Below are 23,523 nucleotides of genomic sequence, written 5' to 3'. Positions count from 1 at the left end.
TCGGCAGGGGATTCCGGAGGAGACTTGGGAGAAGCGGACAAGATTCTTGGGGGCGATTACTGGCTGTCGCCAGCATACACCCTGACACGCTCTGCGCACTTTCCGGATCCGCGCCGCGCAGGACCGCGCGGCGACGGGGTGAACGATCAGGCTTCCAGCGCGACAGGCGCAGCCTTGCGCACGGTGCGACGCGCGCGCGGCTTGGCTGCCGGCGCGGCTGCATCGTCGGCGACGGCGGCAACCGTGTCGATCACGTCTGCGGCCGGGGCGGCCGTCTTGCGCGGAGCACGGCGCGCGCGCGGTTTCGGCGCGGGGGCGGCGGTGAACTGCACCGGAGGTGCCAGCTTTGCCAGTTGCTGCACGAATGCCTCGCTGTCGATGCCACGCTTCTGCGCGATGCCCGCGGCGATCCAGGCTGCCGAGGAATGGCCCAACTGATCCAGTGCGTTCAGGTAGTGGACCCAGCAGTCGGCGTGATCGGGATTGGCGTCGAGCGCCGCCTCGAAATGCGGCAGCGCTTCGGCCGGCTTGCCGGTCTGCACCATCAGCATCGCCAGGCCGAATCGGGCGTCCGCCTGCTGCGGCGCGGCGTTGAGGATGACCTCGTACAGCGCCTGTGCGTCGCCATATTCGCCGGCCTTGTGCTGCGCGACGGCGGCCTGCAGCACGAGTGCGATGTCCTGCTCGCGCTGTTGCGCGTCGGTCAGGGAGGGGGAGACGGCTCGGATGGACTTTGGCATGGTGGGTCGTCAGGTCAGGTTACCCGAGCATGTTGCAGGATGACCGGCCCGGCCAAAGCACGGAAGAGACGCCCAAAGATCCGCTATTTCCGCCCGCAGGCGCGGCCATGCCGGCCGGCGGGCGTCCGGGCGTCGTGACGTCGGCTTAGTCGTAGCGCAGGTCGGTGGCCTTGCCCCAGAACACGCGGTACGCGTATGCCGTGTAGCCGAGGATGGTGGGCAGCACGACGGCCGCGCCGATCAGGATCACCATCAGCGATTCCGGCGCGCTGGCGGCTTGCCAGATATCGATGCGGTCCACCACCAGATAGGGGAACAGGCTGTACGCCAGGCCGTTGAACGCCATCAGGAAGATCACCGCAGTGCCCGCGAACGGCACCCAGCACCAGCGATCGTTGCCGCTGGCGTGCAGATCGCGCATGCGGCGCAGGAATCGCTCGATCACCACAAACAGCGCCATCGTCAGCAACGGGATCGGCGCCAGCACGATGATGTTGGGCAGCGTGAACCATTTCTCGAAGATGCGCGCGCTGACCATTGGCGTGACGACCGAGATCGCGGCCACGCCGATGGCGGTGAGCCACAGGCTGCGCCGCGCCCAGTAGATCGCGCGCAACTGCAAATTGCCCGTGGTTTTCATGATCAGCCACGAGGCGCCCAGCAGACAGTATCCGGCGACGAGGCACAGGCCCACCGCCACGGCGAACAGCAGGTTGGGCAGATCGTAGCGGAAGCCGGTGATATACAGGCCCAGCATCAGACCCTGCGAGAAACTGGCCAGCAGCGATCCCGCATAGAACGCGAAATTCCACCACGGCTTGTGCGGATCGCGCGCCTTGACGCGGAAGTCGAACGCGACGCCGCGGATGATCAGGCCCGCCAGCATCAGCGCCACCGGCAGATACAGGTTGGTCAGGATGACGCCGTGCGCGAGCGGAAACGCCGTCAGCAGCAGCCCCACGCCAAGCACCAGCCAGGTTTCGTTGGCATCCCAGAACGGGCCGATCGACGCGATCATGGTGTCCTTGTCGGCGTCGTCGGCGCGGCGCAGCAGTACGCCCACGCCAAGATCGTAGCCGTCGAGGATCACATAGATCAGCATCGACAGGGCCATCAGCGCCATGAACACCAGCGGCATCCAGCCTGCGGGCTGGCTCAGGTCGTGAATCAAAGACGGGTTCATTGCGCGCTCCCGGTGTCCGCGGCATGCGCGGGGTGCAAACCTGCGGGTGACAAGTCGATCTGTTTGGTCATGCCCGCCTTGCGGGCCAGGTGGAACACCACCGAGACATAGGCGACGATCAGCAGCAGGTACAGCGACAGATACATGGCCAGCGTGCTGCCGATCATCGTGGCGGGCACCTTGGAGGCCGCCTGCGCGGTGGTCAGCACGCCGTAGACCAGATAGGGCTGACGGCCGATTTCGGTGACATACCAGCCGGCCACCAGCGCGATCCAGCCGGAAAACGTCATGGCTACCAGCGCGCGCGCCAGCCATGTCGACGGCGCGCCCCGGCGGCGCAGTTGCCAGGCGCCGAGCCACGACACCGCCAGCATCAGCAGTCCCACGCCCACCATGATGCGGAAGGCGAAAAACAGCGGCGCAACGGGCGGATGGCGGTCACCGAACGCATCGATACCGCGGATTTCGCCATCGATGGCGTGCGTCAGATACAGCGAGGCGAGCTTGGGGATGGCGATTTCAAAATCGTTTGACCGCGTGGTGGCGTTGGGCAGTCCGAACAGCACGGCCGGCGCACCTTTTTCGGTTTTCCAGATGCCTTCCATCGCGGCGATCTTGGCCGGCTGATGGTGCAGCGTATTCAGGCCGTGCAGGTCGCCAGCGACGATCTGCAGCGGAATCAACATTGCGGCCAGCGTGACGCCGGTGCGCAGCGAATGGAGGACTTCGCGGCTGCGGTCGTTGCGTAGCCAGCGATACGCCGAAATACCGGCCACCAGGAACGCCACGGTCAGGCCAGAGGCCAGCAGCATGTGCACCAGCCGATACGGGAACGACGGATTGAAGATGACGGCCAGCCAACTGGTAACGTGCGCGCGGCCATCGATCATCTCGAAGCCGGCCGGGGTTTGCATCCACGAGTTCAGCGCCAGAATCCAGAACGCCGACAGCGTGGTGCCGCCCGCCACCAGCAGCGTGGCGATGGTGTGCACGCGATTGCTGACGCGGCGCATTCCGAACAGCATGATGCCGAGGAACGTGGCTTCCAGAAAGAACGCGGTCAGTACTTCATAGGCCAGCAACGGCCCGGCGATATTGCCGACGGTCTCCATATAGCCGGGCCAGTTCGTGCCGAACTGGAAGCTCATGGTGATCCCGCTTACCACGCCGAGTGCAAACGTCAGCGCGAAGATCTTCACCCAGACGCGATACGCGTCCATCCAGCTTTCATCACCGGTCTTGTTGTAGCGCAGCTTGAAGAACAACAGCACCCACGCCAGCGAAATGCTGATCGTCGGAAACAGGATGTGGAACGTGATATTCGCGGCGAACTGGATGCGCGCCAGTATCACCGGATCGACACTTTCAAACACGGGTTACTCCTTGCGGGGTCGGGCAGACTTTGCGGGGGATTTGCCGGCGACGGATTTGGCGGGCGCGCGCCCACGTTCCTTGTCCTTGGCCGCGCCGCCCATGCCGATGGCAGTGGTCAGGCGGTCCTTGACGTCCAGCAGCTTGGTGACGCGCGAGCCCAGGCGCATCAGTTTTTCCAGTGTGGCCACATCGAGCTTCTGCATGTCGCCAAACCATGTGGTGACCAACAGGATCAGACCGTACATTTCCTTCATGCGCGCCTGCGCGTGACGATCGTCCTCAGACAGGGGCGTCTCCAGCTGCACCTCGCGCAGCATCGACAGGGTGGGATCGATCTCGCGCCGGCGCCGCTCTTCGGCCAGCGTGCGGAAAATCGCCCAGACATCATCAGGCGCGGAGAAATACTCGCGACGGTCCCCGGGCTGGTGCGAAAGCCTCACCAGATTCCACGATTCCAGTTCCTTGAGCCCGATGCTGACGTTGGAGCGCGAAAACCCCAGCGATTCGGCAATCTCGTCAGCATTCAGCGGACGCGCCGCGGTGAAGAGCAGGGCGTAGATCTGACCAACCGTCCGGTTGATCCCCCATCGGCTGCCCATCTCACCGAAGTGGAGGACAAAGCGCTGGATCAGGGGCGAAAGCTGCATTGTCTTGTTTTGAATTTTCAGAAAGTTGTGAAAGTTTAAAACAAAACAGAGAAAGGTGCATCCGCGTGGGCTCAAGTGTGACGGACTGCCTTACGATTCCGCTGCGTTATCAGACAAGGCGCTGCCGTTATCCTTCCGCCCTCGAACTTCCTCTAACTTTTGCGCTGAGGCCCGCGACAAAAATCTGAGAAGAGGGGAAGCGGAATGGGAAGAGGATGGAGGAAGCGACTCGCCATTGGCGGGCTGGCGCTGGGCGCCGGCGCCGCAAATGCGGGATCCGTAACGTTGTACGGTGTGGCGGACCAGGCGGTGGAGTACGCGCATGGGTCTAGCAGCGTGGCCCGCATCGAAGATGGCCGCCAGGCGGCTTCGCGGTTTGGCATGCGCGGTGTGGAAGACCTGGGCGGCAACCTGAAGGCGATCTTCGTTGCTGAAGCGGGCTTTCGGATGGATACGGGCGCCGAGTTCTTCGGCAACGGTTCGATATTCGGCCGACAAGCCTTTGTCGGCCTCAAAGGGAACTGGGGCGAAGTGCGCATGGGGCGGCAGTACACGCCGGCCTTCTACGTCATCGCGCGGCTCGACCCGTTTTCGCTGAACGCGGCGGTGTCGCCGTTCACGCTGGTCGCCAAGTCGAGCGCTCAGGGCACGGGCTACGTACCCTACGCGTCGCGTGTCGATAACGCCGTGACCTACAACACGCCAGACTGGAACGGGCTGACCGCATCGGCCACCTATGCGTTCGGCGAAGTGCCAGGCGAGATGCAGCAGGCCAGCACCTACGGCGCGAACGTCCAGTACTTTCGCGGACCGGTCTACCTGATGTATGGCTTCCAGGCCAGCACCAACAAGCCGGCGACGGCAGCCATCCCGCAGGGCCAGACACGGACCCACTATGTGGGCGGGACCTACAACATCGCGAGGAAGGTGGAACTCGGCGCTTTCTTCGGCTACAGCGCGAGCCAGATCGCGTCCACCGCGGCGGCCCGCTACTACGCGTTGACGATGGACTGGGTTGCCACGCCGGCATGGACGATCAAGCTCGCGGCGCTCAAGCGCGTGGTGGTCGGCATGACCGAGCGGCCGCTGGGCGTGGCCTTCGGCGTGGATCATTCGCTGTCGCGCCGGACCATGCTGTATAGCCGCGTGGCCTACATCCGTAACTCGCCAGGTGGCAGCGTTACGATCAACGCCATTCCGATCGACCAGGGCAGCGGTGACCAAGGGTACTCCGTCAGCCTGGGCGTCAAGCACGTTTTCTGATCGCACCAACCATCCTCACTGAAGGCCATGCATGAGTGAATCGAACTTCGCGGCGGATCGACGCCGCTTCATCGCGGGGGCCGGCGGCGGCCTGCTGGGATTGAGCGCCCTTGGCGCCCTGGGGCTGCCCCTGCGCGCCTCGGCGGCACAGTGGCCGGACCGCACGGTGCGCTTTGTCACGTACTCGGGCGCAGGAGATCCGGTGGACCTGCGGCTGCGCGACTTCCTGCAATCGCTGGCGCACGAGTACCGCAACACGCCGATGATCGTGGAAAACAAGACGGGGGCCGCCGGGCAGATTGCTGCCCAGTCCGTGCTGCTCGCGCCGCCCGAAGGCTATGACTTCCTGCTGGCCAACGCCACGTTCACGATCACGCCGTCGTACTTCCGCAAGCTCGCGTACAAGCCGCTGTCGGACTTCGTGCCGGTGGCGCTGTCCGGCTCGGCGCCGATCGGTTTTGCGGTGCCGGCGTCCAACCCCGCGCGCACGTTCAAGGAATGGGTGGCCTGGGCAAAGCAGCAGCGGGGCACCCTGAACTACGCGTCGCTGGGCAATGGATCGGTATCGCACCTGTACGGGTTCCAGATCCGCGACGACTTCAAGCTCGACGCCACCCACATACCGTACAAGGCGTCCGGCGCGGCGCTGATCGACATGCTGCGTGGGCAGATCTCGTACGTCATGCTCGACACGTTCAACCTGCGGCCGCTGCTGGCAAAGAATCAGGTGCGCATTCTGGCGGTCACCGGCGCCGATCGCTCGCAGTATCTGCCCGATGTCCCGACCTTCCGCGAACTCGGCTTCAACGGTTATGAGCGCACCGGCTGGACGGCGTTCATGGCCAAGACCGGCACGCCGACGGACATCGTCGCGTCGCTGAACCGGTCGATCAACAAGATCAATGCCACGCCGGAGTGGGCGCGCAAGCGCGACGAGGTGTGGTCCGGCTGGAAGCCGCTGACACCGGCCGAGCTGCAACAGCAGCTTCAGAGCGAAGTTGCCGCGTGGGGCGACCTCGTGCGCCGTTCGGGTGTATTTGGAGATTGAGAGACATGAGCGCACAAGTGAACGGACAAGTCACGACATTGCAGGCCCATACCGATGCCGTGCCCGAAGAGCAGGTCATGGCCGGATTTCCGCCAGCCCCGGAAACACGCGTCGGGCCAACAAACTGGTTCAAGCTGCCGTGGCTGCGCTGGTCGCTGATCCATCGTTCGCTGTCGGTGCCGACCGTCGACATCTGGCGCGGCGACGCTGCGCCTTCTGCGTTGCCGCCGGGCGATGCACTCGATGGTGCGACGGTGGTTACGGGGCCTGACGGATCGGAGATGGAACTCAATCAAGTGCTCGGCGCTTTGGAGATCGACGCCTTCATGGTGCTCCATCGCGGCAAGGTGGTGTTCGAGCGCTACCTGCACGGCATGGCGCCCCATCTGCGGCACGGCAGCGCGTCGATCAGCAAGTCCTACCTGGGCATTGTCGCCGGCATCCTCGCGCATGAGGGCAAGCTGGACCTGACGGCCACGGCGGAAAGCTACGTGCCCGAAATGTGCGGCACGGCGATGGGCGGCGCCACGCTCCAGCAGTTGCTGGACATGCAGGCGGGTATCGTGCGGCCGGATCTGGGAGACCGGCCCTCCGCGCTGGGTGCCCAGGACGGTGGCGTGTTCGAAGTGCTTGGATTGCTGCCGCGCCGGCCCGAATCCCCGACCGATTTCTACGACTTCGTGCTCAAGAAGCCGGTTGCCGGGCGGCATGGCGAGCGGCTGTACTACGACAACGGCCAGCCCGAGGCGCTGGCCTGGGTGCTGCGACGGGTCACCGGCAGATCGATCGCTGACCTGATGTCGACGTACCTGTTCCAGCCGATGTCGACCGAACGCGATGGGTTTTACTCGGTCGACAAGACGGGTGCCGAGTTTTCGTCCGGCGGCCTGAGCCTGACGCTGCGCGATCTGGCGCGCTTTGGAGAAACCCTCCGCGGCAATGGCTTCTTCAACGGCCGGCGCATCATCCCTGAGGCCGTGCTGGCCGATATCCGCGCTGGCGGCGACAAAGCGCTGTTCGCGGAGAGCCGCTTTGCTGCGGCCTACCCGGGCGGCTCCTATCGCAACTACTTCTATCTGTCGCACGACCGCTTGCAGGGTATTTCGGCGCAAGGCCGGTACGGACAGCGCCTCTATGTATCGCCAGTGGCCGATGTCGTGATCGCGCACTTCGGCGCGGCACCGGGCCAGTCACCGCATCCGTTCGAGGTGCCCTATGCGCGCCTGCATCGCGAGATCGCCGAAACGCTGATGGGCTGAATACGTACGCCTGCCAACGAAGAGACCCCGCTCGCGCGGGGTCTTTGTCATTGCGGATTCCACAAGAGGACTCAGGCTACGCGCCGAACCTGGTCTTTCCAGAATAGTTCCCGTACCGCCTTGCGCGACAGCTTGCCATTTGCGTTCTTCGGCAGCTCGGCCACCACGTCGACAGACCTCGGCTTCTTGAAGTCGGCCAGCCGTTCGGCGCAGTGCTGGATCAGGTCGTCGGCCTGCGCGCTGACGCCATCGCGCAGTACCACTACCGCCTTGACACTTTCGCCCCAAACCGGGTCGGGCACGCCCACCACGCAGGCTTCGAAGACGGCGGGGTGTTGATACAGCACGGTTTCTATCTCCGCGGGATAGACGTTGAAACCACCCGAGATGATCATGTCCTTCTTGCGGTCGACGATATACAGGTAGCCCCGGTCGTCGGCGCGCGCAAGGTCGCCGGTATGGAGCCAGCCGTTGCGCAACGCGGCGGCGGTCAGTTCGGGTTCGCGCCAGTAGCCGGCAAACACGTCCGGGCCCGCGATGACGATTTCGCCGATCTCGCCGGCCGGTACCTGCTGGCCGGCATCGTCAACCAGGCATACGCGCGCCTCGCTGAACGGACGCCCACACGAAGCCAGTCGCTCGGGATTGCCTTGCTCGATGGCCTCGCGATGATCGTCGATAGTCAGTGCAACCAGTCCGCCAGTCGTCTCGCCTGCTCCATAGCCTTGCGACAGGATCGGCCCGAACGCGCGCCAGGCCTCGACGATGCGTGCCGGGGCCATCGGAGCGGAACCGTAGGTCATCGAGCGCAGCGTGGAAAGATCGAATCGCGTGCGATCCGGCACTGCCAGCAGCATGTTGATCATCGTGGGCACAACGAAGGTATGCGTGACACGATGCATCGCCACTGACGCGAGGAAGGCTTCGGGATCGAACCGTTCGTGCAGCAGGATGGTGCCGCCCTGGGACAGGAACGGCTGGATGAACATGCCGCTGGCGTGGGTAATGGGGCCCGCCAGCGCCAGCACGTCGCCGGGGTTGACGCGCATGCGTCCGGTCAGCACCTTGCGCAGCGATGCCATGCGGTTGCCCATGGTTTGCATGGCTGCTTTGAGCTTGCCGGTGGAGCCGGACGTGTAGTGAAGCACGGCCAGATCGACATCGGCCAGTTCCACGTCGGGATTGGCATCAGAAGCTTGCGAGAGCATCTGTTCATAGCTCACAAAGCGCGGATCCGTGCCACCAAACAGCACACGGCGGCGCACGGACGGCACGGCATCGGCCAAGGCATGCAGGCGCTCGGCGTGGGCCGGACCGCTGATCAGCACGGCGGGCTCCGCATTGCGCAGTGTTTCCAGCACTTCGTCATCGGAGAGCCGCGCGTTGAGCGCAACCTTGACTAGCCCGCTCTTGTACAGCGCGACCTCGAGCTCTATCAACTCCGGCAGATTCCAGGATTGGATGGCTACGCGGTCTCCTTTTTGCAGGCCCAGGCCCAGGAGCGCGTTGGCCAGCCGGCTGGAACGGGTGTCGAGTTCGGCAAAAGTGATATGGCGGTCGGCAAAGAGAATGGCCGGCCGGTCGGGCCAGTACTGTGCGCTGCGCGCGACGAATCGCCCCAGATTCATGATGTTTTCCGATGGATGGATGGGGCGACCAGTCTAGGCAGTGGCGCAGTGCATGCCGATAGCGGTGCGCGCTTTGCCGATAACGCCACGGAATCGGCAGGGCGCAGGGTGAGGCGGGTTTGTGCGTGGCAACTTCAGGTATCGCGATAGACCTGTGAACGTTCCAGCAGGATCTGGATCAGGCGCTCGGCCAGCGGCGACTGGTAGGCGTCCTTGCGGCGTAGCACGCCGATGGACCGTTGCCAACGCGCGGAAGCGATCTCCAGGATGGCCAGCCCCTGCGTCTGCGCAACCGTGCGCCGCCCGAGCACCGTCAGCAGATCGCTGCTATGGATGACGGACAGAAGGGCCGCCGCTGACGAGTTGGTTTCCACGGCCACGTTTGGGGCAGGCAGGCCAGCCTCGGCGAAGCGCGCCTCAACCAGTCGGCGCGCCACTACGTTGGTATTGGGCAGTAGCCACGAGTAGTCGCACAGGTCGGCAAGCCTCAGCGAGCGCCGGTCCAACAACGGATGGCGATCCCGCGCAATCACCACGAGTTCGTCGTCGAACAACGGGATCTGCTCGAATTCCGGATCGCCTTTGCGCGCCAGGGCCGCGATGCACAGATCGAGGTCGCCGAGGCGGAGCGACGAGTAGAGCGAATCGTTGAGGCCGATGGAGATCTGGATATGGGCGGCAGGCCGCTGCTTGATGAGTTCGGTGCAGGCTTCCGAGAAAAACATGCTCAGGATCGAAGCGGGTACGCCTACGCGAACCAGGCCGATCTTGCCAAGGTGCAGGTCGTTGGCTTCCTTGATGGCATCGTCGAGCGAGGACCTCACCTGCAGCACGCGTTCAAAGAATACCGACCCGGCGGACGTCAGGGTCATGCCTTTGGCATTGCGTTCGAAGAGCTGTATTCCCAGTTCCTGCTCCAGGCGTTGCACCCCCTTGGTTAGCGCCGGTTGACTCTGGCCGAGCTTCTCCGAAGCGCGTCCCACGTGGCCTGCCTGTGCCACTTCCAGAAAATAATTCAGATCCTCAAGCCTCATCTGATTCCGCCGCGTTATCGAAACTGACGTTCCGATCATGGGGGAGGAATGCTGCCCGGTCAACACTGTCAGGATCGGAAGAGGAGTCAAAAATGCCAGAACTTGCTGCCAACCCTGGCGAGCTGCGTGCCGTGCTGCATCGCTACCTGGAGGACGAATTGCTTCCATGGGAGCGGGAGCAGAACATCGGTTACGAAGACCGGATCTCGCGCGAACTGATCCGTTCCATCTGGCGGCGCAGCCGGGAGCTGGGGCTTTACGGAGCCCAGTTGCCCGTCGAATTAGGCGGCCAGGGCCTTTCTGTGGAGGCAATGTGCCAGCTCAAGGATGATGTGGCCGCATCGGGGGCCGTCCTGTTTCCGCATGTGCTGGGAGACTGGGGCGGACCTTCGCGCGTGGGCAATCTCGTCCGGTTTGCCACGCCTTACCAGCGGAAGCGCTTTATCGACCCCGTGATCGCCGGCGAGCGTGGCGCCTGCTTTGCCATGACGGAACCGAATTCGGGGTCGGACGCCGCGAGCATCCAGACACGCGCAGTCGTCGACGGCGACGATTACATCGTCACGGGCCGAAAGCACTTCATCACTGCCTCGGTATTCGCGGACTACGCCCTCACCATGTGCGTGACGGATCCCGACAAAGGCAATGAAGGCATTTCCGCTATCTTCATCGATCTCGATAGTCCGGGCGTTACGCTCGATACCGCCTGCGTGCCCATCACGGGACAGTACGTGGATGCCGACATCATCCTGGATCACGTCCGCGTACCGCGCCGCAACTGCATCGGCGGAGAAGGCAACGGCTTCCGGCTGGCGATGAACCGCATCAGCCTGAATCGACTGCTCCACTGCCCGACCATGATTGGATTGGCCCGCCAGGCGCTGCGCCTGTCCATTGCCTACGCCAACACGCGCCGCCAGTTCGGCGGGGCGATCATCCGCTTTCAGGCGATTCAGCACATGCTTGCCGACATGGCCTCCAGCCTGTTCGCTTGCGAAAGCATGGTGTTGGCCGCCGCACGCAAGGCCGACGCAGGCATCGATGTCCGCATGGAAGCGTCGATGTGCAAGCTATTCGTCTCCGAAGCCTGTTTCCAGATTGCCGACAAGGCTGTGCAGATTCACGGCAACGTGGGGGTCACGAAGAACCATCCGGTCGAGTTCATCTTCCGACGCCTCCGGCTTTATCGGATCGTGACCGGCACCAGCGAAATCCAGCGCAACACGATCGCCAAGGAGATCATGCAAGGGCGTGGCGCATGAGCGGGGGCTAAGCATCACGATTCCAGACCTCATTCGCGGCGCTGAACGGAAATGACCGTTTCTGGCCGAGAAAAGTGCGGCACATATTGGCGCGAACGGATGGCAAGTGGCCATCGCTTAGAATTCCGCATCCGAGACCGATAGTCGACACCATGCCTGGAGCCAACCTGACGCAATGCGTCGTGAAGCCAATGCGAACAGCCGCGCTGGCCGCCGCGTTGTTTGCGCTGGGCGCGTGCACCGGGCGGCCTTTTCAACCGAACCCGCCGGCGTACACGATGTGGGAAAAGAAGGGAGTGACTGAGGATGGCGTACGCGCCGCCATGCGCGATTGCGGCTTTGCCAGCGCTACGAGCAATGATGGCGTCAACATGACCGGCAATGACTATGCCGGCGCCGAACTGTGCATGATCGACAACGGCTTCTTGTACAAAGGGCGGCGCATTGCCTGCGCCGACTTTCCGGAGCGGACGGCCTGCGCCCGGGTGCCGCGCGGCAAGACCTTTGGAACCGATCCCGATTTCGATCCGGCGCGGCTGGCAAGCCGGCCAGCGCGGCCGCCCGCCTATACGTACTGGACTCGCCCAGGGACCGATGTCGAAGGCGTCAAGCACGCGATGATGGCGTGCGGCTACAACACCGTCATCGAGCCGACCGATTCGATGCTGCTCAACGACATCGCTGGCGCGCAGCTTTGCATGATCGAGCAGCAGTTCACGTATGCGTGGCCCGTCAACAGCCTGCTATGCAAGAGCACGCCAGGGTTGGCTGCCTGCCGCAACCGTCCCATCGATGCCAAGCGCTGCTGCGCTCGTCCGAAAGCCGCGGGCCAGCACTGATTCATTTCCTGGCTGACATGGCGGATGACGTTACGCCATGGCGGTATCCACTACTTGCCCGCGTATTTTAATCGCCGGCCGCGTGTTCCTTTACATCGCCTACGACCATTGCTTTTAGCCCTTCACGCAGTGCGGTCGCATTTTCTACGCCGTTTAGTTCCTCGAACTCGCGTTGTGCGGCTCGCCAGAGCGGGGCTGCTCGTTCGTGCAGCCGTCGCCCGTCTTTGGTGAGTTCGATCAGTCGGATTCGGCCGTCAGTTGGCGACGGCTTGATTTTCACGAAGCCATCGCGTTCGAGAAAGCCAACCATCTTTCCCATCGCCGTCCGCTCAATATCGAGCCTCTCGGCCAGCGCGTTGACCGGGGCACTTCCCACCTCGTCCAGTGCCGCAAGCGTCAGAAATTGTGTAATGCGCAGACCCACCGGTTCGAGATGGCTATCGTAGAGTCGCGAGATCTGCCTGCTTGCCTTCCTGGCGGCGAAGCAATTGCACTGATCGATTCCAAGCGGCTGGTCAAACACCGACATCGCGGTTCCACTCCTTATCTATTTGGGCTAGTCATGCATTCAGTTTAGATGCAGCTTGCACCGAGCCGGGCTCCGGGGCACTCGGATACTCGGCTCGGCCGACGGACGATACGCGTGCACACGGCAATCGTCATGGGACGGTCTACACGCCGTCCGGCGGTACGATATACCCAGGCACTTCGGCCGCGAGGGTGCTCTTCAGGACTGCAGTGCCTTTGTCAGCCATGACTTCGCTCTTGCCGGCGGCTAGAGCGTCGTAGGTCTTTCGAACAACATCATTCGGACTCGCCTTGGGTACATCAATGCCCTTGGTCAAGTCTGTATCGACGAAGCCGACGTGAAGGCCGAGCACGTGGATGTTACGCTCTTTCAGGTGAAAGCGAAGCTGGTTCGTGAAGCTCCACGCCGCTGCCTTTGACGCGGCATACGGCGTCAGATAGGGGCGCGGCAGCCACACAATGTCGGAAAGGACGTTGATGATGGCCGCATGTGATTTGGTTGTTAGTACCCCTTCGAAGGCTTGGGAGACACGCACGACGCCATAGTAGTTAGTGTCGAACATCTGCTGGGACTGGGTTTCTGTGTCGACAGCAAGAGGCCCTTCTATCAGCGCGGCAATGCCGGCGTTGTTGATCAGAAGCGTGGTGTCGGCGGCGACTTTCGCTGCTGCGGCGATCGATGCTCTATCTGTGACGTCAATCTGGATCGGCGAGATACCTGGCTCATTGAATCCGGTGATGTTGCGCATGCCAGCGTAAACTTTCTTCGCCCCGCGACGAACCGCCTCGCGAGCGAACTCCAAGCCAAGGCCACGGCTGGCGCCGGTGATGAAGACAGTTGCGTTTTTCACTTCCATGACAACTCCTTTTGATTGGTGCGAGCCATCGGAGGCGAATATCTTGGCCCCCAACGCGCCCGTGGTATCAAAGAAAAATCTCTTCTGGAAATTGCTCCGAGAACATTTCCCGCAGATGGGTAGCGATGCTTAGGACAGCACCGAGCGGGGACATTCGTACGCTGACTCGTGGCACCGATCCATCGGCATTTCGGTCGGCAATGACGGTTGCGCTCAGCTTTTCACCGCTTGTCAGAACAGCCTCGTATTCGAGCACCAGCCGCACGTCGCTGGTTTCAAGGAACGTTGGCGTCTGGGAGCCGTAGAGAGCTCCAACAGCATTGATCAGGAGCCTGATGTCATCGCGTCCTACAACGCGATCACGCAACACGGAACTTGCTAGCTCCGCGTCTGCCGTCAAATCATCCAGAAATGGGTGACGTTCATTCCGTGAATCGGACACGTTCATCTCCAATCGTTGCAGGACAACGTTCATGCAAAAACAGCGCGATTCTGTGCAACGTACTGTTGGACCGAGAGCGGTGGCTTACCGGTGATCCTCGCAACAACGTCGTTGGTGCCGGAGAAAATTCCTTCTTGGTAGTTTTGCGCCACTTCCACCAAATGCTGGGTGAGGAACGGCGGGAATTTGTAGAGGTTCTCCATCTTGTACTGAAACTCTTCGATCGAAGTCGGTGTGTATTCGATGCGAGCGCCAAGTACTTCGCTCATCGCTGCTGCGATTTCCGTGTGGTCCATCTCGACGGGGCCATGGAGCGTGTAGGTTTTTCCTGCGTGGGCCTCAGGCGCTGCCAGCACATGGGCGATCACTCGGCCCTGATCGTCACTAGCAATCGGCGCATGACTGCCGTGGCCAAACGGGAACTCAATTCTTTTCTTGGCCCAGATCTCCTTCGCAAAATGCGGGTAGACCAGCCAATCGGCGAAAAAAGTGGGACGCAGGTGCGTAGTCGGAACGCCCGACCAATCGAAAACACGCTCGGAAATCCAGTGATCCTGAGCGGCGTGGCTTGCCGACTCCCGGCGCGCAGAAATCTGTGACATGTTGACGATCGCCGCGACGCCCGCTTCCTTCGCAGCCTGCGCGAAGTAGGCGGCAGCGCTGATGATCCCTGGCGAGATCGGATGAAGGAAATACGCCGAACGGATGCCCTCCATCGCCGCGCGGATCGCGTCAATACTTGTGAAATCGCCAACAGCGATATCCACTCCACGCTGCCTCAAGGCGGCAGCGCGATCGTCGTCCGTGCGGACGTAGGCCCGCACGCGTCTGCCGAGCGCGAGCAGTTCGTCGATGGCTGCGCCTCCAGTGCGTCCGGTTGCGCCGCTTACAAGAATGTCAGGTTGGTTCATTGTTTCGCTCCGTTTTTTGAAATGAGAGCATATGCTCTATTGAGGCAAGAATAGGAGCATATGCACGTAATGTCAAGAATCGCCTGGTGGGGCCTGTGCGGATGGCACTCCCAAGAGGGTTTTGCCCGTCCCGGGGTGGCGAACTGTTAGCTGGGGCGGTGCACGCTGGCGCCACCGCCGGCGTTCAGTCGGGCGATGTCAACGGCGCCTACGCGACGTCTATCAGTCACTGGCGCAGAGCGGTTGACCTCGCCGGCGCCCCTTCCAAGATGGACGCATGGATGCGCGATAATGGCCGAAGAGCTCGTTACTAAGGAACTCAATGCGCATCCCGCCAATGAAGAGCATCGTTGCCTTTGAGAGCGTTTCGCGCAACCGAAGCGTCAGTAAGGCAGCAGAAGAATTGGGTTTGACTGCTTCAGCGGTCAGCCATCAACTGGCCAATCTGGAGGACGCTATTGGCCAGCCGCTGTTCTTTCGCCAAGGCCGAGGTCTGGTACTCACGCCGGTGGGCGAGCAGTATTTGCGGGACATCACCGGAGCTCTCGCAGAACTCAATAGGGCAACCGAGCGCGCTTCCACACCTGCAGCCATCGACATCCTGCGCGTTCACACCAGCCCAAGTTTCGGACTGATGTGGTTGCTTCCGCGATTGGAGTCTTTTCAGGCTGACAACGGCGATATACAGATCAACTTGTCGTGCTCCTATGAGGATGTGTCGTTCACCGCTGGTTTCTATGACGTGGATGTACGGCACGGCCACGCGCACTGGCGAGACCTCGAGGTCAAAACGCTTCGCCATGAACGGATTCTTCCGCTCGCCTCGCCCGAGTACCTGAGAAAGAATCCGGTGCAAAAGCCCGCCGACCTCGTGCAACGCCGGCTGATCAACTCCGAAACTCCCCTGATTCGGTGGGAGCAGTGGTTTGCGCGGTTCGGCGTGCCCGCGATGCATAAGAACTTCGACTTCGCCTTCGACCGTTCGTACATGTCACTTGAAACGGCTGCGCTGGGTCTTGGCGTTGCGCTTGAGAGCTCACTGCTGGCGTCGGTGATGCTTCAAAAGGGGACGTTGGTTCCCGTGTTCGAAGAGCAATACGCAGTGGAAGTTGTTAGCCATCACGTGGTCTATCCAGCCCAAAATGCCGACTTGCCACGGATTCAGCGCTTCCTGACCTGGCTTGATCGGGAGGTCAACCGGCGCCAGGAGGGCGCTGACTAGTGAGGGTTTTCCCTCATCTGGACAACCCTCGATAACTGAAAATTTCTCAGCAATAGTTGAAATCGAATGCATTGATTGGAAGCGCTTCAGAGACAAAACTCGACCCATCAACACACCACGCATAAGCAAGGAGACATGAGATGCTGGTCGAGAACAAAGTAGTTATCGTCACGGGCGCAGCTTCGCCTCGTGGTATCGGCAAAGCGACTGCCCGGGCGCTGGCGAAACAAGGCGCAAAGGTCGTCATCCTTGACCTGCAGCTCGACGCCGCTCAGGCGGCGGCCGCCGAACTGGGTGAGGTTCATTTGGGACTGCGCTGCGATGTCACGGACAAGGCTTCATGCGACGCCGCCGTGCAGGCCACCATCGCACGCTATGGCCGCATTGACGCGCTTATCAACAATGCCGGCATTACGCAGCCTATCCGCACACTTGATATCGGTGCCGCCAATTTCGATGCGGTTGTCGACGTGAACCTCCGCGGCACGCTTTACATGTCGCAGGCGGTACTGCCGCAAATGAAGGAGCAGAAGGGCGGGAGCATTGTCTGCATGTCATCGGTTTCCGCGCAACGCGGCGGTGGCATCTTTGGCGGCCCACACTATAGCGCCGCGAAAGCCGGCGTTCTCGGGCTGGCTAAAGCCATGGCCCGCGAATTTGGCGGCGATCGCATTCGCGTGAACTCGGTCACGCCTGGTCTGATTCAAACCGACATCACCGGCGACAAGCTGACTCCCGAAATGCGCGCCGACATTATTAAGGGTATTCCGCTTGGACGGCTAGGCGATGCCGCCGACGTAGCCAACGCTTGCCTGTTCCTGGTAAGCGATCTATCCACATATCTCACTGGCATCACGCTGGATGTGAACGGCGGCATGCTGATTCACTGATAGCGGCCCGAGGGCCGCCTCCCCACCATGTCAAAGCACCCGGGACCACTCGGGGCACCGGCAGGAGACATTCCATGAAGACCAAATATGCAGCGTCGCCCCTCGGGGCCGGCGTGGTGACAACACGCGCCGACGAAGCCACGTTCGAGTCTCGGACCTATGGCAAGGTGATGCGTCGGCTGATTCCGTTCCTGATGCTGTGCTACCTGGGAGCGTACCTCGATCGCGTCAATGTGGGCTTTGCCAAGCTACAGATGCTGAACGATCTACAGTTCAGCGAAACCATCTACGGTCTCGGCGCCGGCATTTTCTTCCTGGGCTACTTCATCTTCGAAGTACCGAGCAACGTCATCCTGCACAAGGTTGGCGCACGCAACTGGCTGGCACGCATTATGTTGACGTGGGCCGCCATCTCCGCAGGCTTCGCGTTCGTCAGCACGCCAACGCAGTTTTATGTACTACGTTTCTTGCTCGGTGTTGCTGAGGCTGGCTTTGCGCCTGGGGTCATCCTCTACCTTACGTACTGGTTTCCCTCGGAGCGGCGCGCCAAAGCGCTCTCGATGTTCTTCATGGCGATCCCTTTGGCCGGCATCGTTGGCGGTCCGCTGTCGGGATGGATCATGCATGCCTTCCATGGTGCGCATGATCTGGCGGGTTGGAAGTGGTTATTCCTGATCGAGGCATTTCCATCGCTGGTTCTCGGCATTGCCATTCTGTTTTATCTCGACAATGGCATTCAGGGCGCCAAGTGGCTTACGGTCCAAGAAAAGGCGCTGCTTCAACGCAATGTCGAGGGCGACAATGCAATGAAGGTACAGCACATTTCGATTCGTGCCTTTATGGCGGATCGACGGCTCTGGTTGATGGCAGCGATCTACTTCTGCGTGGTGCTGGGCCAGTATGGTTTGACGTTCTGGCTCCCGACCATCATCCGGAAGACTGGTGTTGCGGATCCGCTGTGGGTTGGCATCCTCACCGCCGTACCGTATCTGTGCGCCATCGTTGCGCTGCCGCTGATTGGCCTGTCGGCCGACCGTCGGCGGGAGCGCCGTCTTCACCTGGCAATCCCGATGCTGGTGGCGGCGATTGGCTTCGCCACGCTGCCAATGCTCGGCAGTGTCACCGCAGCCATCATTTGCCTCTGCATTGCCGCTGCGGGAATCATGACTTCGTCTTCGCAGTTCTGGGCGCTTCCCACCGCCGTGCTGGGCGGTATGTCCGCAGCAGCCGGTATCGCCGCGGTGAATTGCGTGGCGAACCTCGCGGGCTTTTTCTCACCCGCCATCGTGGGCTGGCTCAACGACTTCACTGGCAAGTCAACTGCGGGCCTGATCTTTATCTCGGCGACGGTCGTATTCGGCGCGCTGCTCGTATTCCTGGTACCGGCGAAAGCTGTGAATCGCTAAGCCAGCCACCATTTAACGGAGTCAATCATGAGTCGTACAAATCTCGAGGCGCCTGTCTCGCTGGCAGAGCGCGCCTATCGTATCCGGCGCAACGCCATCTTGATGGGCGAAGTCCAGGGGCAAGGCTATGTAGGCCAGGCGCTCGATATCGCGGACGTGCTTGCCGTCGCCTACTTCGGTGCCATGAAGTACCGTCCGGAAGATCCTCAATGGGAGGGTCGGGATCGCTTCCTGCTTTCCAATGGACACTACGCGATCGCGCTATACGCCGCGCTGCTCGAGGCGGGCATCCTGCCTGCCGAAGAGCTTGAAACCTACGGGAGCGATGACAGCCGCTTGCCCATGTCGGGCATGGCTAGCTACACGCCGGGCATGGAGATGTCCGGGGGGTCGCTCGGCCAAGGCCTCACGATTGCCGTCGGCCGTTGCCTGGGTCTGAAGCGCAAGAACTCGGACGCGATCGTCTACACCCTGTTTTCGGATGGAGAACTGGACGAAGGATCGATCTGGGAAGGCATCCTTTCCGCCAGCCACTGGAAGCTGGACAACCTGATCGCCATGGTTGACGTGAACAACCAACAGGCTGACGGGCCGTCGACGCAGATTCTGTCGTTCGAGCCGCTGGTGCCGAAACTGGAGGCTTTCGGGTGGTATGTGCAGCGTGTGGACGGCAACGACATCGATGCGGTAGCTACGGCCTTCGACAACGCCCGCGCGCATAAAGAAGCGCAGCCGCGAATGATCGTCTGCGACACGCGGATGGGCTGCGGTGTGCCGTTCCTTGAGCAACGCGAAAAGAATCACTTCATTCGGGTAGACGCCCACGAATGGCAACTGGCCCTGCAGGCCCTCGAAGATGGGAGAAAAGCATGAGCAACAACATTCAATCGGGCAAGCCCCGCCTGAAGACCTCGGCCATGATTGCGTCGATCGCGGGAGAAGGGCAGACGACGCGGTCGGCGCCATTCGGTCACGCTTTGACAGCACTGGCGGCCGAACGGCAGGACATCATCGGCATGACGGCTGACCTGGGCAAATACACGGACCTCCATATTTTTGCGAAGGCCTATCCTGATCGTTACTATCAAATGGGTATGGCGGAGCAACTGTTGATGGGAGCGGCTGCAGGCTTTGCGCATGAAGGCGCAGTTCCCTTCGTGACGACCTACGCAGTGTTTGCAACGCGTCGCGCCTACGACTTCATGCATCAGACGATTGCCGAGGACAACCTGAATGTCAAAATTGTCTGCGCGTTACCCGGGCTGACGACAGGATATGGCCCCAGCCACCAGGCAGCGGAGGACCTGGCGCTGATGCGAGCCATGCCCAACATGACGGTCATCGATCCGTGCGACGCCATCGACATCGAGCAGATGGTTCCAGCCATTGCCGAACACAACGGCCCGGTCTATGCCCGTCTCCTGCGCGGCAACGTGCCTGCGGTCCTGGACGAGTATGACTACAAGTTCGAACTCGGCAAGGCGAAGCTGCTTCGGGACGGTGCCGACGTATTGATCATATCGTCCGGAATCATGACGATGCGCGCTTTGGAAGTGGCCAAGGAGCTGGAAGCGGATCGTGTTGGCGTGGCCGTGCTGCATGTCCCCACAATCAAGCCGCTCGATACGGAAACCATCGTGCGTGAAGCGCGAAAGTCGGGCCGATTGGTGATCGTGGCAGAGAACCACACGGTCATTGGGGGACTTGGAGAGGCGGTGGCCGTCACATTGCTGCGTGAGGGTGTACATGTGCCCTTCAGGCAAGTGGCTCTGCCCGACGAGTATCTGGATGCCGGCGCGCTGCCGACGCTCCATGACCGCTATGGTATTTCCACAAACGTGGTGGTCCAGTCGGTGAAGGAATGGCTTAGCGAATAGAAGTGAGCTGTAAGCGGCACCGTCGCTTGCCGGTGCCGTAGATGCCGATATGGTTTTGGCCTGGCGCACCTCATTCGAGACCGGTGGGCACATTCTTGCGCGATTCGTCGCTAAGTCTCATTGGGCCGCGAGCTCGATATTGGACGTGCGTGCAGTCTCCCGAATCATGGCAACCACCGTAATTCAGATCGGGAACTGCGTGGTCGACAACACCTGCTTGAGCACCATGAACGAGCGGATCTGCCGCACGCCCGGCAGATAGAGCAGTTGCTCCGCATGGAGCCGGTTGAAGCTGTCGCTGTCTTTGGTGCGCACCAGCATGAAGTAGTCGAACTCGCCAGTCACCACGTGGCATTCCATGCAGCCCGAGACCTGCTGGGCAGCGGTCTCGAACTGCGCGAAAGACTCCGGCGTGGAGCGGTCCAGTACCACGCCGATCATCACCAGCATTCCCGCATCGAGCGCACTGGGATTCAAAAGTGCCACGATGCCGCGGATCAGTCCCATTTCCTTCAGACGTTCCACGCGCCGCAGACACGCGGGCGGGCTCAGATTGACCTTGGCCGCCAGCGCCACATTGGATATCGATGCGTCCTGTTGCAGCGCGCGCAGGATGGCTTTGTCCGCACGATCAAGGGCCTCGATGTGCGGCGAAGTCACCGTATTCGAGGGTGCCGAAGATGGTGCATGCGGTGGTGCATCGAGGCCGGATTTGGTGCGAAATTTTGTTTCTTTCATGCGGTTTTAGAAAGAATTTTTGATTTTATAAAGCTTGTTTCTCCTTTTAATAGTGTTCAAAACGAAAGTTTTTTGCAAGCACGTTTCGTGAGTTTTTTCTTAGGATGGCACCCATCGCAACATTGATTTGCCGCTGGCGAGACAAGCGCTACTGCGCGCACATCGATGACGGGATACCGCCCCTCAACCTGGAGTTGCCACCATGAATCTCAAGCGTTTCGCTCGCCATTCCCTGACGTTCGGACCTACCCCGATCCAGCCTCTGAAACGCCTGTCGGCGCACCTCGGCGACAAAGTGGAGCTGTATGCCAAGCGCGAAGACTGCAATAGCGGCCTGGCGTTTGGCGGCAACAAAACCCGCAAGCTCGAATACCTGATTCCCGACGCGCTGGCGCAGGGATGCGACACGCTGGTGTCGATCGGCGGCATCCAGTCGAACCAGACACGCCAGGTAGCAGCCGTGGCGGCGCACCTTGGACTGAAGTGCGTACTGGTGCAGGAGAACTGGGTGAACTATGCCGATGCCGTATATGACCGCGTGGGCAATATCCAGCTGTCGCGCATGATGGGTGCCGACGTGAGGCTGGTGGCCGATGGCTTCGATATCGGTATTCGCAAGAGCTGGGAAGATGCCATGGAAAGTGTGCGCAAAGAGGGCGGCAAGCCGTATCCGATCCCGGCCGGTTGCTCGGAGCATCCGTTGGGCGGCCTGGGCTTTGTCGGCTTTGCCGAGGAAGTCCGTGCGCAGGAAGCCGAACTCGGGTTCAAGTTCGACTACATCGTGGTGTGCTCGGTAACGGGCAGTACACAGGCGGGCATGGTGGTGGGTTTTGCGGAGGATGGCCGCGCCGATCGGGTGATCGGTATCGACGCATCGGCCAAGCCCGAGCAAACGCGCGCACAGATCCTGCGTATCGCCAAGCATACGGCCGGCCTGGTCGAACTCGACCGCGATATCGTCGATGCCGACGTGGTGCTCGATACCCGTTACGGTGGCCCCGAGTATGGGCTGCCGTCCGCCGGCACGATGGAAGCGATCCGCATGTGCGCGAAGTTCGAAGGCATGATGACCGACCCCGTCTACGAAGGTAAATCGATGCACGGCATGATCGACATGGTGCAGCGCGGTGAATTCCCGGCCGGTTCGCGCGTGCTGTACGCCCATCTGGGCGGTGCACCTGCATTGAGCGCCTACAGCTTCCTGTTCCGCAACGGCTGAGCGCGCCAGCGCTGTCGTCATGCACTTGTCCGCGCCGGCCCATACCGCCGGTGCGGTGGTCTCGCTTCGCTTCACGCAGGGGAACGCAAATGATTGCCTCGCTACGGAAGGAGTTTCTACGGACGATCATGGCAACGGCCAGCGTGTGCGCGCTGGCGGCCATGGCCATGCTTGCCGCCCATGCGGCCAATAGCCACGCCGCGAGCTACCCGACGCGGCCCGTGGTGCTTGTGGTGCCGTTCCCGGCGGGCGGCGCGGTAGACATTATCGGGCGGCTGGTCGGCAAATCGATGGGCGATGCGCTGGGCCAGCCGGTCGTGATCGAGAACCGCGCCGGAGCCGGCACGATTGTCGGAGCGGGATACGTGGCCAAGGCTACGGCTGACGGCTACACACTACTGATCAGTTCGGGATCGACATTCACCGTCAATCCGGCCATCAATGCCAGCCTGCCGTACGATCCGGTGAAGAGCTTCGAACCGGTGGGCCTGGTGGCCCGTGTACCGTTGATCGTGGTGGCCAATCGCTCGGTGCCCGTCGACAACCTGCCGCAGATGGTCAGTGCGGTCAGTGCGGCGCCGGGCAAGTATGTCTATGGCTCGTTTGGTAGCGGCACCACCGGGCACTTTGCCGGCGAGCTGCTGCTGAGTGCCACGGGCATGAAGATGCAACACATCCCGTACAAGGGCAGCGCACCGGCCATAGCCGACCTGATTGGTGGGCAGATTCCGTTCTCTATCGACACCGTGGCCGCGTCGCTGCCGCATATCCGCAGCGGCAAGATCAAGCCGATTGCGGTGACCGGCGCCACACGCGCTTCGTTGTTGCCCGAGGTGCCCACGGTGGCGGAAGCCGGCTATTCCGGCTTCGATGCCGATTCATGGGTGGCCATTGCCGCGCCACGTGGCTTGCCTGCCGATGTACGGGCCAGGCTGGACAGTGCACTGGTACAAGCGATGAAGGATCCAGACGTGCGGCAGAAGCTGCTGTCCAATGGACTGGAACCCAAATACGCGCCGGCTGAGCAGGTCAGTGCCATGATCGACAGGGAATTGCCGCGCATGCGTACGATTGCACAGAAGTCAGGTATTCAGGCCAACTGACTTTGCTCGCGCACTTTGCTGCGACACCACGGCTAGCCTGAAACTGGCTGGGC

The 23,523-nt window shown here is 61.6% G+C and carries 23 protein-coding genes; 12 read left to right on the top strand and 11 right to left on the bottom strand.

Annotation, left to right across the window (positions count from 1 at the left end; all coding sequences use genetic code 11):
- Window positions 1-146: 146 nt before the first annotated feature.
- The 4 genes from AC1RKI_RS21455 to AC1RKI_RS21440 all read right to left on the bottom strand — a co-directional run bounded on the left by AC1RKI_RS21455 (window position 147) and on the right by AC1RKI_RS21440 (window position 3,944).
- Complete coding sequence (locus tag AC1RKI_RS21455) at window positions 147-740, bottom strand: tetratricopeptide repeat protein (protein WP_492797029.1); 594 nt, start codon at window positions 738-740, stop codon at window positions 147-149.
- Between the two features lie 145 nt (window positions 741-885).
- Window positions 886-1,923, bottom strand: a complete 1,038-nt coding sequence (locus AC1RKI_RS21450; protein WP_492797027.1) for a cytochrome d ubiquinol oxidase subunit II — start codon at window positions 1,921-1,923, stop codon at window positions 886-888.
- Complete coding sequence (locus tag AC1RKI_RS21445) at window positions 1,920-3,296, bottom strand: cytochrome ubiquinol oxidase subunit I (RefSeq protein ID WP_061957942.1); 1,377 nt, start codon at window positions 3,294-3,296, stop codon at window positions 1,920-1,922. The genes AC1RKI_RS21450 and AC1RKI_RS21445 overlap by 4 nt, the downstream gene beginning before the upstream one ends.
- Window positions 3,297-3,299: 3 nt before the next feature.
- Complete coding sequence (locus AC1RKI_RS21440; protein ID WP_492797023.1) at window positions 3,300-3,944, bottom strand: GbsR/MarR family transcriptional regulator; 645 nt, start codon at window positions 3,942-3,944, stop codon at window positions 3,300-3,302.
- A 204-nt stretch (window positions 3,945-4,148) separates the two neighbouring features.
- Here AC1RKI_RS21440 and AC1RKI_RS21435 point away from each other — a divergent pair, with 204 nt between their 5' ends.
- Genes AC1RKI_RS21435 through AC1RKI_RS21425 form a run of 3 tightly spaced genes read left to right on the top strand, consistent with a single transcriptional unit; the run spans window position 4,149 to window position 7,514 of the window.
- A complete protein-coding gene (locus AC1RKI_RS21435; protein WP_492797021.1) occupies window positions 4,149-5,207 on the top strand; it encodes a porin in 1,059 nt (352 codons plus the stop codon).
- A 31-nt stretch (window positions 5,208-5,238) separates the two neighbouring features.
- The gene (locus AC1RKI_RS21430; protein WP_492797019.1) at window positions 5,239-6,255 is read left to right on the top strand and encodes a Bug family tripartite tricarboxylate transporter substrate binding protein; all 1,017 of its coding nucleotides are present in this window, start codon (window positions 5,239-5,241) and stop codon (window positions 6,253-6,255) included.
- Between the two features lie 5 nt (window positions 6,256-6,260).
- Window positions 6,261-7,514, top strand: a complete 1,254-nt coding sequence (locus AC1RKI_RS21425) for a serine hydrolase domain-containing protein (RefSeq protein WP_341248757.1) — start codon at window positions 6,261-6,263, stop codon at window positions 7,512-7,514.
- A gap of 71 nt (window positions 7,515-7,585) precedes the next feature.
- Here the strand turns inward: AC1RKI_RS21425 and AC1RKI_RS21420 are convergent, their stop codons facing one another.
- Together AC1RKI_RS21420 and AC1RKI_RS21415 are read right to left on the bottom strand one after the other, a co-directional pair.
- Complete coding sequence (locus AC1RKI_RS21420; RefSeq protein ID WP_492797017.1) at window positions 7,586-9,142, bottom strand: acyl-CoA synthetase; 1,557 nt, start codon at window positions 9,140-9,142, stop codon at window positions 7,586-7,588.
- Between the two features lie 134 nt (window positions 9,143-9,276).
- Complete coding sequence (locus tag AC1RKI_RS21415) at window positions 9,277-10,176, bottom strand: LysR family transcriptional regulator (RefSeq protein WP_244788279.1); 900 nt, start codon at window positions 10,174-10,176, stop codon at window positions 9,277-9,279.
- A gap of 92 nt (window positions 10,177-10,268) precedes the next feature.
- Between AC1RKI_RS21415 and AC1RKI_RS21410 the strand changes: the two genes are divergently transcribed.
- Window positions 10,269-11,438 carry an acyl-CoA dehydrogenase family protein gene (locus AC1RKI_RS21410; RefSeq protein WP_492797204.1) on the top strand — a complete coding sequence of 390 codons (1,170 nt, stop codon included), beginning with the start codon at window positions 10,269-10,271 and terminating at the stop codon, window positions 11,436-11,438.
- 152 nt (window positions 11,439-11,590) lie between these two features.
- A complete protein-coding gene (locus AC1RKI_RS21405) occupies window positions 11,591-12,277 on the top strand; it encodes a hypothetical protein (protein WP_492797014.1) in 687 nt (228 codons plus the stop codon).
- Between the two features lie 67 nt (window positions 12,278-12,344).
- On the opposite strand, the gene AC1RKI_RS21400 is transcribed toward AC1RKI_RS21405, so the two are convergent.
- From AC1RKI_RS21400 to AC1RKI_RS21385, 4 genes are all read right to left on the bottom strand, one after another.
- Window positions 12,345-12,806, bottom strand: a complete 462-nt coding sequence (locus tag AC1RKI_RS21400; RefSeq protein WP_061957950.1) for a MarR family winged helix-turn-helix transcriptional regulator — start codon at window positions 12,804-12,806, stop codon at window positions 12,345-12,347.
- Window positions 12,807-12,948: 142 nt separating this feature from the next.
- Complete coding sequence (locus tag AC1RKI_RS21395; protein WP_061957951.1) at window positions 12,949-13,662, bottom strand: SDR family NAD(P)-dependent oxidoreductase; 714 nt, start codon at window positions 13,660-13,662, stop codon at window positions 12,949-12,951.
- A gap of 67 nt (window positions 13,663-13,729) precedes the next feature.
- Complete coding sequence (locus AC1RKI_RS21390; RefSeq protein WP_492797012.1) at window positions 13,730-14,137, bottom strand: hypothetical protein; 408 nt, start codon at window positions 14,135-14,137, stop codon at window positions 13,730-13,732.
- The gene (locus tag AC1RKI_RS21385) at window positions 14,134-15,015 is read right to left on the bottom strand and encodes an NmrA family NAD(P)-binding protein (protein ID WP_061957984.1); all 882 of its coding nucleotides are present in this window, start codon (window positions 15,013-15,015) and stop codon (window positions 14,134-14,136) included. Before AC1RKI_RS21385 ends, AC1RKI_RS21390 begins: the two co-directional genes overlap by 4 nt.
- Before the next feature lie 322 nt (window positions 15,016-15,337).
- Between AC1RKI_RS21385 and AC1RKI_RS21380 the strand changes: the two genes are divergently transcribed.
- From AC1RKI_RS21380 to AC1RKI_RS21360, 5 genes are all read left to right on the top strand, one after another.
- A complete protein-coding gene (locus AC1RKI_RS21380) occupies window positions 15,338-16,237 on the top strand; it encodes a LysR substrate-binding domain-containing protein (RefSeq protein ID WP_061957952.1) in 900 nt (299 codons plus the stop codon).
- Between the two features lie 140 nt (window positions 16,238-16,377).
- Window positions 16,378-17,127, top strand: coding sequence for an SDR family NAD(P)-dependent oxidoreductase (locus AC1RKI_RS21375; RefSeq protein WP_492797009.1), 750 nt, complete (start codon window positions 16,378-16,380; stop codon window positions 17,125-17,127).
- Window positions 17,128-17,201: 74 nt separating this feature from the next.
- Complete coding sequence (locus tag AC1RKI_RS21370; RefSeq protein ID WP_061957954.1) at window positions 17,202-18,533, top strand: MFS transporter; 1,332 nt, start codon at window positions 17,202-17,204, stop codon at window positions 18,531-18,533.
- Between the two features lie 27 nt (window positions 18,534-18,560).
- Entirely contained in the window at window positions 18,561-19,406 is an 846-nt protein-coding gene (locus AC1RKI_RS21365; RefSeq protein WP_492797007.1) for a transketolase, read from the top strand.
- On the top strand, window positions 19,403-20,410 hold the full coding sequence (locus tag AC1RKI_RS21360; protein WP_492797005.1) for a transketolase family protein: 1,008 nt from the start codon (window positions 19,403-19,405) through the stop codon (window positions 20,408-20,410). The genes AC1RKI_RS21365 and AC1RKI_RS21360 overlap by 4 nt, the downstream gene beginning before the upstream one ends.
- A 183-nt stretch (window positions 20,411-20,593) precedes the next feature.
- On the opposite strand, the gene AC1RKI_RS21355 is transcribed toward AC1RKI_RS21360, so the two are convergent.
- Window positions 20,594-21,148 (bottom strand): Lrp/AsnC family transcriptional regulator, encoded by a 555-nt coding sequence (locus AC1RKI_RS21355; RefSeq protein WP_170292565.1) that lies wholly within the window; start codon window positions 21,146-21,148, stop codon window positions 20,594-20,596.
- Window positions 21,149-21,350: 202 nt separating this feature from the next.
- Here AC1RKI_RS21355 and AC1RKI_RS21350 point away from each other — a divergent pair, with 202 nt between their 5' ends.
- On the top strand, window positions 21,351-22,367 hold the full coding sequence (locus tag AC1RKI_RS21350) for a 1-aminocyclopropane-1-carboxylate deaminase (RefSeq protein WP_061957956.1): 1,017 nt from the start codon (window positions 21,351-21,353) through the stop codon (window positions 22,365-22,367).
- Window positions 22,368-22,495: 128 nt separating this feature from the next.
- The gene (locus tag AC1RKI_RS21345) at window positions 22,496-23,470 is read left to right on the top strand and encodes a Bug family tripartite tricarboxylate transporter substrate binding protein (protein ID WP_492797003.1); all 975 of its coding nucleotides are present in this window, start codon (window positions 22,496-22,498) and stop codon (window positions 23,468-23,470) included.
- The last annotated feature ends 53 nt before the right edge of the window (window positions 23,471-23,523 follow it).

This window comes from Cupriavidus sp. GW822-FHT06G04 (assembly GCF_058799075.1).
Note: the sequence above shows the minus strand (reverse complement) of the source record. Positions and strands in the feature narration are given on the sequence as shown.